This window comes from Flavobacterium araucananum, from assembly GCF_002222055.1.
Classification (GTDB): domain Bacteria; phylum Bacteroidota; class Bacteroidia; order Flavobacteriales; family Flavobacteriaceae; genus Flavobacterium; species Flavobacterium araucananum.
This window is the reverse complement of record NZ_MUGS01000029.1, coordinates 35257-47260: the sequence shown is the minus strand read 5'-3', so window position 1 is coordinate 47260 and position 12004 is coordinate 35257. Positions and strand designations below refer to the sequence as shown.

The following is a 12004-nucleotide window of genomic DNA, read 5'->3' as shown; positions in this document are numbered from 1 at the left end:
TTAAACTTTAGAAAGCTTACATAAAACAACAAAAAACAAAAAACAAAAAGCAAAAATAATGAGTACAATTCCCTGGCAAGACAGACCCGAAAACAGCAATGACGTAATGTGGCGATATACTGAAAATCCTATTATCGACAGATATGCAATACCATCCTCGAACAGTATCTTTAATAGTGCCGTTGTTCCTTTTGGAGATGGATTTGCGGGTGTTTTCAGATGTGATAACAAAGCAGTTCAAATGAATATTTTTGCGGGATTCAGTAAAAACGGAATCGACTGGGACATCAATCATGATCCAATCGTTATGCAATCCGGTAATACAGAGATGATCGAATCTGCTTATAAATATGATCCACGTGTTGTTTTTATCGAAGATCGTTACTGGATTACGTGGTGCAACGGTTACAACGGACCAACAATTGGTATTGGATATACGTTTGATTTTAAAGAATTTTTTCAGTGCGAAAATGCCTTTTTACCCTTCAACAGAAACGGAGTTTTGTTCCCGCAAAAAATAAACGGAAAATATGCGATGTTAAGTCGCCCTAGTGATAACGGACATACTCCTTTTGGGGATATCTGGATTAGTTACAGTCCGGATATGAAATATTGGGGCGAACACCGTTTGGTCATGAAACCAACTCCTTTTGAAGACAGCGCCTGGCAATGTACCAAAATAGGAGCAGGACCAATCCCAATCCTTACAGACGAAGGCTGGTTGATGCTCTACCACGGCGTTATCAATACCTGCAACGGTTTTCGTTATGCAATGGGTGCAGCGATATTAGATACTGATGCACCGGATCAGGTAAAATACAGAACACAACCTTATTTATTAGGACCGGCAGAACTTTATGAACAAGTGGGCGATGTGCCAAATGTAGTTTTTCCTTGTGCTGCCCTGCATGATATTAAAGAAGATAAATTGGCCGTATATTATGGTGCAGCAGATACTGTTGTGGCAATAGCATTTGGTAAATTAAGCGAAGTGATTCAGTTTACAAAAGATAATAGTTTATAGACAAAGCATGCATTTAAAATTAAAATGGGTAACAGTTGTTTTAGGATTTCTTTCGATAAGCGGTTATTCGCAATCGAAGAACACCATTATTCCTAAAACCTATGTGGCGGCCAAAACGACAACTCCAATTGTAATTGATGGCGACGAATCTGATGTTTCCTGGAATAAAGTAGAGTGGACAGCTCTTTTTGAAGATATAGAAAATAACGTAAAACCAAAATATGCTACAAAAGTAAAAATGCTCTGGGATGAAACCAATTTTTATATTTTAGCAAAAATTGACGAACCGCATGTTTGGGCAAATTTAAAACAACGTGATACCATTATTTTTTACAACAACGATTTTGAAGTTTTTATAGATCCCGATAGCGACACTTTTAACTATTATGAATTAGAAATAAATGCCTTAAATACAGCCTGGGATCTGTTTTTGTCAAAACCTTACAGAGAAAACGATAATGTTGTTTTGAACGACTGGAATATTCCGGGACTAAAATCAGCGGTAAAAATCAACGGAACGCTAAACAACCCAAACGATACAGATCAGGGTTGGGTATTAGAAATGGCGATTCCCTGGGCATCTTACAAAACTTCTTATTTTGACAAAAATGTGCCGGTGGATAAATTTTGGAGAGTCAATTTCTCAAGGGTAAACTGGCAACATGATATAAAAAATGGCAGTTATGAACGCAAGAAAGATGCCAACGGAAAGTTTTTGCCGGAGTACAACTGGGTTTGGTCGCCAATGGGTGTGATCAATATGCATGAACCGGAAAAATGGGGGTATGTTTATTTCTCGTCCAAAGAAGGAAAAGACAATTTTACAATACCGCAGGACGAAAAAGTGAGATGGGAACTTTATAATTTGTACCGATTTCAAAAAGAATATTTTGAAAAACACAAAGTCTGGGCAAAATCTATCGCCGATCTTACGAAAGAAACGATTCGTATCGAGGACAAAATTTTGAAACCTGTATTAGAAAATCATACAGCAGGATATAACATATCAGTAAAAAGTCCCTTTTCTAATCAGACATTCCTTATCAGGCAAGATGGTAAAATAATAGTATATTAAAACGATAAAAGAGACTATAGCCGGGATTCTATACAGAATGCCGCCTGGAAAATGAACGATCGCGCCCATGCTCCCCAACCATAGGCGCGGGTCTTTTCCGGATAATGAAGCAGATTGTGTATGATTTTTGAACACATAGAAACATAGATTTTAGGTGTATAACAAAAAAACACAAAAGAAATACATTTCTTTAACATAGCTGGCTTTGTGTATTTAGGCAAGTGAAACGCCTATTTTAAGTTTACAAAATCTATGTCTCTATGTGTTAAAATAAAATTTTGACAAAGAGCAAAAAAATAAAGAATGAAAAAGATACTATTCATACTAACAGTACTCATTGCTTCGCCATTTACTGTAAATGCGCAGGAGAAAGTTCCGTTTTGGCAGAACGAAAAAATCAACGAAGATAATAGAGAGCCCATGCATGCTGCCTATTATGTTTTTGAAAATGAAGCACTGGCAACCAAAAACGAATGGAGAGACTCTAAAAATTACCTGGATATCAACGGCCCCTGGAAATTTAAATATGCAGACAGTCCGGACGCACTGCCCAAAGACTTCGAAAAAAGCACTTTTAACGATGCAGCCTGGGATAATTTTAAAATCCCCGCAAGTTGGGATGTCAACGGTTACGGATATCCGGTGTATGTCAATACCACCTACGATTTTGATTATTTAATGGCGCCAAATCCGCCGTTTGTACCTACAAAATATAACCCGACAGGAGTATACAGAAGAGAAATTACAATTGATAAATCGTGGGAAGGAAAAGATATATTTCTACATATTGGTACAGCAAAATCAAATCTTACTGTTTGGGTAAATGGTGTGTATGTTGGGTATGGTGAAGACGGAAAATTACCATCAGAATTCAATTTGAATAAATATGTAAAAACCGGTAAAAACAGCATTGTTTTAAAAGTAATGAAATGGAGTGACGGCTCGTATCTGGAATGTCAGGATATGTGGCGAATGAGCGGGATCACGAGAGATTCGTATCTCGTTGCCAGAAACAAAACCCACCTTAAAGATTATGAAATTATTCCGGATCTGGACGCTTCGTATGTAAACGGAACTTTGAAAATCTCGACTGAATTCTCGGATTTAAATGCAAAAGATACTTATACGTTAGACGTTCAGCTTAAAGACGGGGAAAAAATTATTACCTCAAAAATTATTACGGGTTTAAGCCCAAAACAAACGTTTGATTTTGCGGTAAACAATCCTAAAAAATGGAGCGCAGAAATCCCTAATTTGTATCAGGTACGTTTTATTTTAAAAGACAAAAAAGGAAATACTGTTGAGGTAATCGATCAAAATGTTGGTTTTAGAAAAGTAGAAATCAAAGGCGGACAACTTTTGGTAAACGGAAAAGCCGTTTATATAAAAGGTGTAAACCGTCATGAAGTTGATCCCGTAACCGGACAAACAATTTCGAGAGAACGCATGGAGCAGGATGTTAGAATCATGAAAGAGTTTAATATCAATGCCGTAAGAATGTCGCATTATCCTAACGATGAATATTTTTATGAATTATGTGATAAATACGGAATTTATGTGGTTGACGAAGCCAATATAGAATCACACGGAATGGGTTATGATATTACCAAAACTCTGGGAAACAAGCCAGATTGGGAGCTACCGCACATCCAGCGTATGCAGCGTATGATCGAACGCGATAAAAACCATTCGTCGATTATTATCTGGAGTATGGGTAACGAAGCCGGAAACGGTTATAATTTTTACAGAGGTTATTTGTGGATCAAAAATCGCGATAAATCAAGACCCATTCAGTACGAGAGAGCTACTGCGGGAGCATGGGACGGAAAAGACTTAAAATTCGAATGGGATTCTGATATTATAGATCCAATGTACAGCTCGCCAAACAAAATGGAAGAATATATTCTGGCAAACCCAAATCCGTCAAGACCCTATATTCAGTGTGAATATGCACATGCCATGGGAAATTCGATGGGAAATTTTAAGGATTATTGGGATGTCATTCGTAAATATCCAAACTTTCAGGGCGGGTTTATCTGGGACATGATCGATCAGTCAGTTTATAAAACACAACCTGACGGAACCCGTATTCTGGCTTATGGAGGTGATTTTGGTCCAAAAGAGGTAAAAAGTGATAATAACTTTGTAAACAATGGTGTATTTACGGTCGAAAGAAAACCAAATCCGCATGCGCTTGAAATGCGAAATGTGTTGCAAAATATCCTGACTTCGTGGGACAATCAGGAAACAGGAACGATAAAAGTATACAACGAATTTTCGTTTAAGGATTTAAGTAATGTAACGCTACACTGGACATTAGTTTTAGACGGAATTAAGCAAGACAGCGGAGTTATCGATGAGCTGGCAATAGATCCTAATCAGTCTAAAACCTATACGCTGCCTGTAAAATTGGGTGATAAAAAATTTCAGGAAGCTTTTATAAACATCAGTTATCAGCTCAAACAAGACGAGCCACTTTTGCCAAAAGGTTTCGAAATTGCAACAGAACAATTGGCATATAAAGGAATCTGGAAAAACGATATAAAGGTTGATGGGGTTGCAAAAATAACAGTCGATAAAAAAGAAAACGCTGTTATTTTTAAAAGTGACAAGGCAGAGATTGCTTTTGATAAAAAAACCGGATTTATCAATTCTTATTCCTTCAATAATCAACCCATTATAAAAAGCGGTTATGAATTGCGCCCAAATCTTTGGAGAGCACCAAACGATAATGATTTTGGAGCAAATTTTCAGGTAAATTTAGTCGCATGGAAAGAAGCTACAGAAAATCCTGTGCTTACAAGCTGGACCTATACGGCAACAAAAGACAATAAAATTCTGGTAAAAGCAACCTATAATCTAACGTCTGTTGCCTCGACTTTAGAACTAAATTACGAGATTAACAGCAATGGCGAATTGATCGTAAAAGAGCAATTGAATTTGGATAAAACCAAGGAACAACCTATTTTGCCAAGATTTGGAATGGAAATTATTCTTTCAAAAGATTTTGAGAATATGAGTTATTATGGCAGAGGACCTCAGGAAAATTATATCGACAGAAATTACAGTGCAAAAGTTGGTTGGTATAACCAAACGGTTTCAGAGCAGTATTATCCGTATATCCGTCCGCAGGAAACCGGAAATAAAACCGGGATTCGCTGGTTAGAATTATCAAATGATAAATTGAAAATAACCGTAAACTCAGATCAGTTATTGGCAGTTACCGCTTTGCATTTTTTAAATGAAGATTTGGATGACGGATTAAAAAAGGATCAAAGACACGCAGCCGAATTGAAAGAAAGAGATTTAACAAGCTTAAAAATTGATTACAAACAAATGGGTGTGGGAGGAATAGACAGCTGGCAAGCCTGGCCAATGGAAAAATACCTGCTAAGAGACAAAACGTATCAGTATCAATTTAAAATTACACCATCATTAAAATAGTTTATCATGAGGATATTAAAACCCTGGCTTGTCGTAATCTTTCTAACTGTTTTAAGTTCAGGTTATAGTCAAAAAATATATACAGAAAAAGACATTCAGATTATTCCGAAACCCGTGCAGGTAGTGATTAATAAAGGGGCTTTTGAATTTTCTAAAAATACCAGATTTGTTGCCAATACAGAGTTTCAAAAAGAAATTTCCGGAGCTTTGATCGACAAATTTGAAAAGTCGGCAGGATTTCGTCCGGAAATTTCGGGTAAGCTTCCGCAAACTAATTTTATACAATTCAAAACAGATCAAAATCTTAGTAAAGAAGGGTATAGACTTGAGGTAAATACTAAAAGTATTACGATTTGGGCAAAAACAAATGCCGGATTTATTTACGCATTAGAAAGTATCCGACAATTGCTTCCGGATGTTATCGAAAGTAAAAATGTGGTGCCTAACATAAAATGGGAAATTCCTAACGTGACGATCAACGATCAGCCGCGTTTTGAGTGGAGAGGATTAATGCTGGATTTATCGCGTCATTTTTTTGACAAAAATTATGTGATCGAAACCATAGATCGTTTGGCAATGCACAAAATGAATGTTTTGCATTTGCATTTGGTAGACGATCAGGGTTGGAGAATCGAAATAAAAAAATATCCAAAATTAACCCAGGTGGGTGCCTGGAGAGTCAATCAGGAAAACGTTTCCTGGAATGCCAGACTAACCACAAATCCGGATGAAAAAGGAACCTACGGAGGATTTTTGACACAAGAAGAGTTAAAAGAAATCGTAAAATATGCCGCAAGCAAAAACATCGAAGTAATTCCTGAAATCGAAATGCCGGCACACGTTAGTTCTGCCATTGCAGCTTATCCGGAACTGGCTTGTTTTGATCAGCGTATTGGTGTGCCATCAGGCGGGTTATGGCCTATTACAGATATTTACTGTGCAGGAAAAGAATCTACGTTTGAGTTTTTGCAGGATGTAATTGATGAGGTAATCACTATTTTTCCTTCTAAATATATTCATATTGGAGGAGATGAAGCCACAAAAACCAATTGGGCAAAATGTCCGCATTGTCAAAAAAGAATCAAAGACGAAGGATTAAAAGATGTCAACGAACTGCAAAGCTATTTTGTAAAAAGAATAGAAAAATACATTAATTCTAAAGGCAAAAAAGTAATTGGCTGGGACGAAATTCTGGAAGGAGGTCTGGCTCCCGCAGCTACTGTTATGAGCTGGAGAGGTACAAAAGGCGGAATTGAAGCTACAGAACAAGGGCATGATGTAATCATGACTCCGGAATCGCACTGTTATTTTAATTTTTATCAAGGACCTCAAAACGAAGAACCTCTGGCTTTTGATGCCTATACACCATTAAACAAAGTATATGAGTTTGATCCTGTTGTACCTACAATGACACCTCAGGAAGCAGGTCACGTATTAGGAGGCCAGGCAAATTTATGGGCAGAACATCTGGCAGGGCCAAAAGAGTCAGAATACATGATTTTCCCCAGATTAGCCGCTTTATCAGAGGTTTTATGGAGCACCAAAGAAAGCCGTAATTGGGTAGATTTTACCACAAGATTAGCCTTCTTATTAAAACGATACGATTATTTAGGAATCAATTATGCCAAAAGTGCTTATCTGGTAACAGCTTCGTCAAGTGCAGATTTAGTAAAAAAACAAATCAATGTAACCTTACAAAATGAATTTCCAAATCCCGATATTCGATATGTTTTAGGAGACAAAAGCATTGATCATAATGCTGTAAAATATGCAAATCCAATACAATTTAACCAAACAACGGTTCTAAAAGCTTCTTTATTTCAAAATGATAAACCGGTAGGCAAAACATTTACAGATACCATCATATTTCATAAAGCAGTAGCACATAAAGTAAATTACCTCACACCTTATAATGATAATTATAAAGGAGATGGAGCTTTTAGTATGGTCAACACGATCAGGGGATCTAAGAATTTTCATGATGGTCAATGGCAAGCGTGGCTGGTCAATGATATGGAGATTGTTGTGGATCTTGAAGCACAACAAAGCATACAACAAGTGACTATTGGAACATTGGAAAGTCAGGGTTCAGGCGTGTTTTTTCCAACACAAATAAAAGTTTTGGTCTCAAACGATGGTATTAATTACAAAGAAGCAGGCAAAGTGGCGCGTGCCTATGCTGTAAATGTAACCTCTGAATTGAAAGATTTTAAAATCAGTTTTGAAAAACGGGATGCCAGATTTGTAAAAGTAGTCGCAACAAACCTTAAGAAAAGTCCAAAAGGAGAGGATTCGTGGTTGTTTGTAGACGAAATTTTAGTGAATTAAAAAGCAATTTGGAGAAATTGTTTAAAGATAAAGTAGCCCCAATATTGTCGTCTCGAGGAACGAGGGATCTCCGCAAGAAACTCGACAAAGATTGACGAGTTGCTATGAGGAGTTTCTTACGAAGATTTCTCCTTCGTCGAAATGACAAAAATGAGAATAAATTAAAGAAAGTTAAATTACGCATAATTTTAAACACATAGAAACATAGATTTATTTGTTGAAGTGTATAAAAAAGAGATTTTAAAAAAAAACTAGTTTTTTACACATAGCTATGTTTGTTAATGCAAAGTGAAACGCCTTTTACATTCCAAAAAGCTATGTTTCTATGTGTTTAAAAATAAAGACCAAAACCAAAAACAAAAACAAAAAACCATAAAACAGATTAAAGATGAAAAGAGGAATATTTATAATCGCAATTTTATTTTCAGTTCAAATGTTTTCTCAGGCCATTTACGAAGATGAACGTTACGTACCGGAAACAGATCCGTTGGTACTAAAAAATCTGGACGAATGGCAAGGCAAAAAGTTTGGATTGTTAATGCATTGGGGAACATACAGCGAATGGGGAATTGTAGAATCCTGGTCGATATGTCCGGAAGATTATGGATGGTGCGAACGCAAAAAAGGAAGTAATCCGGCAAATTACAATCAATACGTAAAAGATTATGAAGGATTAAAAAAGACCTTTAATCCCGTAAAATTTGATCCTGCAAAATGGGCAAAAGCAGCCAAAGCAGCAGGAATGAAATACATGGTTTTTACGACAAAACACCACGACGGATTTTCGATGTTTGATACCAAATACAGCGATTATAAGGTAACAGACAAAGAATGCGCTTTTAGCAGTAATCCAAAAGCGAATATTACCAAAGAAGTTTTTGATGCTTTTAGAAAAGAAAACTTATCGATTGGGGCTTATTTCTCTAAACCGGACTGGCACAACGAGAATTATTGGGATCCGTATTTTCCTCCTTTCGACAGAAACGTCAACTATGATCCAACTTTATATCCTGAAAAATGGCAAAAATATGTTGACTTTACACACAACCAAATTCTGGAATTATTGACAGATTATGGTAAAGTCGATATCTTGTGGTTAGATGGCGGATGGGTTAGAAAAAGAGACCAACAAAATATAAAAGAAAACTACGAAGAAAAATTTGCAGAAAACGAATCTAAAAATGGTTTTATCAAACACAGAGTAGTAGAACAAGATCCTAAAATGGACGAATTGGTTGTAGAAGCACGCCAAAAACAACCGGGATTAATTGTGGTAGACAGAGCAGTGCACGGAAAAAACCAAAACTATCTGACTCCTGAAAACCGTGTTCCCGAGAAAACATTGCCTTACCCATGGGAATCTTGTATTACATCCGGTGGTGGCTGGTCGTATACTCCTGATGCTAAATATCTAACAGGAAGAGAAGGAATTCACATGCTGATTGATGTTGTGGCCAAAGGCGGGAATTTATTATTGAACATAGCACCAAGCCCTGAAGGCGAGTGGCAACAGGGAGCTTATGATTTGTTAGGGGCTTATGCAGCTTGGATGAAAGTAAACAGCACGGCAATTTATGAGACTAAACCAATTGAACCTTTTAAGGAAAATAACATTTGTATGACACAAAATAAAGCAGGAAACGTATTTTTGTTTTATTTGGCAAAACCGGGAGAAGATAAAATTCCGGCAGAAGTTATCGTAAAATCTATTAATCCTAAAAAAGGAACAAAAATTACGATGCTGGGTTCTAAAACTTCCTTGAAATGGACCAAAGAAACCACAGGATTTAAAGTTGTAATTCCGGAAAGCCTAAGAAAAAATTTACCGTGTAAAGAAGCATGGACCTTAAAAATTGAAACGATTAACAGATAGAGAATACTATGTTTTTAAATAAAACGATCACCCTGCAAACAGCATGTTTTTTTTACATGCTGTTTTTTAGCATAACTATTTTTGCACAACAACCGGTAGATTTTGTCAATCCGTTTATTGGCACATCCAATTACGGAGCTACATTTCCGGGACCCATTGCACCAAGAGGTATGGCTAGTATAAGTCCGTTTAATGTGGCAGGACCACAAAACCGTCCGTTAGAAAAAGACAGTCAGTGGTTATCAAATCCGTATGTAAACGAGAACACTTTTTTGACCGGATTTAGTCAGGTTAATTTAAGTGGTGTTGGTTGTCCGGAACTGGGTGTTATCTTGTTGATGCCAACCACTGGAGAGGTAGAGATCGATCATTTAAAATACGGCTCAACGTATTCTAACGAAATTGCCAAGGCAGGTTTCTATAGTGTAAACATCGACAAGTATAAAGTAAAAGGAGAATTTACAGCCTCGAAACGAGTTGGGGTAAGCAGATTTACTTTCCCAAAAGGGCAATCTAATATTTTATTAAATCTGGGTTTAGGTTTAACCAATGAAGAAGGCGCGATGATAAAAGTCGTTTCCCCAACAGAAATTGAAGGAATGCGAAGCGTGGGTTCTTTTTGTTACAACAGCCCGGAGGATGCTTATCCGGTATATTTTGTAGCGAGATTTTCTAAACCCGCAAAAAATTTTGGTGTCTGGAAAAAAACACCAAAATATGAAGGTGTCGAAGCCAAATGGATGGGATATAACGGCAAAACCAGAATCATGAAAAACACCATCAAAACAGTTGTTGGTGATAGTATTGGGAGCTACTTTACCTATAAATTCGATAAGCAGGAAACTGTAGAAGTTAAAATTGGAATCTCTTATGTAAGTATTGAAAATGCTCGTGAAAACCTCGAAAAAGAAACCGGAGATAAATCTTTTGATAGCGTTTATAAAGACACTTATGACGAATGGAACCAGGAACTATCGAAGATTTTAGTCGAAGGTGGTTCAAATGATGATAAAACAATTTTTTACACCGCTTTGTACCACACTTTAATTCATCCCAATGTTTTAAATGATAGTAACGGAGAATATCCAAACATAAAAAGAAGCAAGATTCGTAAAACAGATGGTACCCGCTATACCGTATTTTCCTTATGGGATACGTATCGAAACATGCATCCGCTAACGTCTTTAGTATATCCTAAACAACAATCTGATATGATAAAAAGCATGTTGGAAATGTATGATGAAAATGGCTGGTTACCCAAATGGGAATTAAATTCTACAGAAACTTTTACGATGGTTGGAGATCCTGCAAGTATCGTTATAGTCGACGCCTGCCTAAAGGGAATTCAGGATTTTGATATTTACAAAGCCTACCATGCAATGGTACAAAGTGCAGATCAAACAGAAGGAAATCCGTTACGTCCGGGACTTAAAGAATATATCGAAAAAGGATATTTATCAACCAATTATCCAGGTCCCGTTTCTACAACGCAGGAATATAATACGTCAGATTATGCGATTTCACTTTTAGCAAAAGCTTTAGGCGAAAAAGAAGATTACAAGCGTTTTACCAAACGTTCGCTATCGTACCGAAAATTGTATGACAAAGATTTAAAATTATTTCGACCTAGGCTGGCAAACGGAAATTGGTATGAACCTTTTGATCCTGAATCCGGAGCTAATTTTCAGGAAAATGTAGGCTTTATCGAGGGCAATGCATGGCAATATGCGTTTATGGTGCCACACGATATCAAAGGATTAATAAAATTAATGGGCGGTGATAAACCGTTCTCTGACCAATTGCAAAAAGTTTTTGATCTTAAACAATTCGATATGGCAAACGAACCTGATATTGCCTATCCGTACTTGTTCAATTATATAAAAGGAGAAGAATGGAAAAGTCAGGAATTGGTAAAAAGACTGGTTCAGGAACACTTCCAGAACAAACCAAAAGGATTACCCGGAAATGATGATGCCGGAACAATGTCGGCTTGGTTGGTTTATTCTATGATGGGAATTTATCCTATATCTCCGGGAGATCCAATTTATACCATTACAACGCCAATGTTTCATAGAGTGACTATAAAATTAGATCCACAATATTATAAAAAAGAAAGTATTGTAATTGAAAGGCAAGAAAATAATGATGGAAAAATCAACTCGATTGAGCTAAACGGAAAAACACTTAACAGCTTTTTTATTTCGCATGAAGATTTTGTAAATGGAAAAATACTGAAAGTGATTCAAAATTAAAAAACAAC

6 protein-coding genes are annotated in these 12004 nt (G+C 36.7%); all 6 read left to right on the top strand.

Features of this window, described 5'->3' with window-relative positions; genetic code table 11:
* Nucleotides 1-58 precede the first annotated feature (58 nt).
* A complete protein-coding gene (locus B0A64_RS14415) occupies nt 59-1024 on the top strand; it encodes a glycoside hydrolase family 130 protein (protein ID WP_089480222.1) in 966 nt (321 codons plus the stop codon).
* A gap of 7 nt (nt 1025-1031) precedes the next feature.
* Nucleotides 1032-2099 carry a carbohydrate-binding family 9-like protein gene (locus B0A64_RS14410; protein WP_089480221.1) on the top strand — a complete coding sequence of 356 codons (1068 nt, stop codon included), beginning with the start codon at nt 1032-1034 and terminating at the stop codon, nt 2097-2099.
* A 303-nt stretch (nt 2100-2402) separates the two neighbouring features.
* On the top strand, nt 2403-5543 hold the full coding sequence (locus B0A64_RS14405; protein WP_089480220.1) for a glycoside hydrolase family 2 TIM barrel-domain containing protein: 3141 nt from the start codon (nt 2403-2405) through the stop codon (nt 5541-5543).
* A 6-nt stretch (nt 5544-5549) separates the two neighbouring features.
* Entirely contained in the window at nt 5550-7871 is a 2322-nt protein-coding gene (locus tag B0A64_RS14400; RefSeq protein WP_089480219.1) for a glycoside hydrolase family 20 protein, read from the top strand.
* A 388-nt stretch (nt 7872-8259) separates the two neighbouring features.
* Nucleotides 8260-9744 (top strand): alpha-L-fucosidase, encoded by a 1485-nt coding sequence (locus B0A64_RS14395; RefSeq protein WP_089480218.1) that lies wholly within the window; start codon nt 8260-8262, stop codon nt 9742-9744.
* A gap of 8 nt (nt 9745-9752) precedes the next feature.
* The gene (locus tag B0A64_RS14390) at nt 9753-11996 is read left to right on the top strand and encodes a GH92 family glycosyl hydrolase (protein WP_089480217.1); all 2244 of its coding nucleotides are present in this window, start codon (nt 9753-9755) and stop codon (nt 11994-11996) included.
* The last annotated feature ends 8 nt before the right edge of the window (nt 11997-12004 follow it).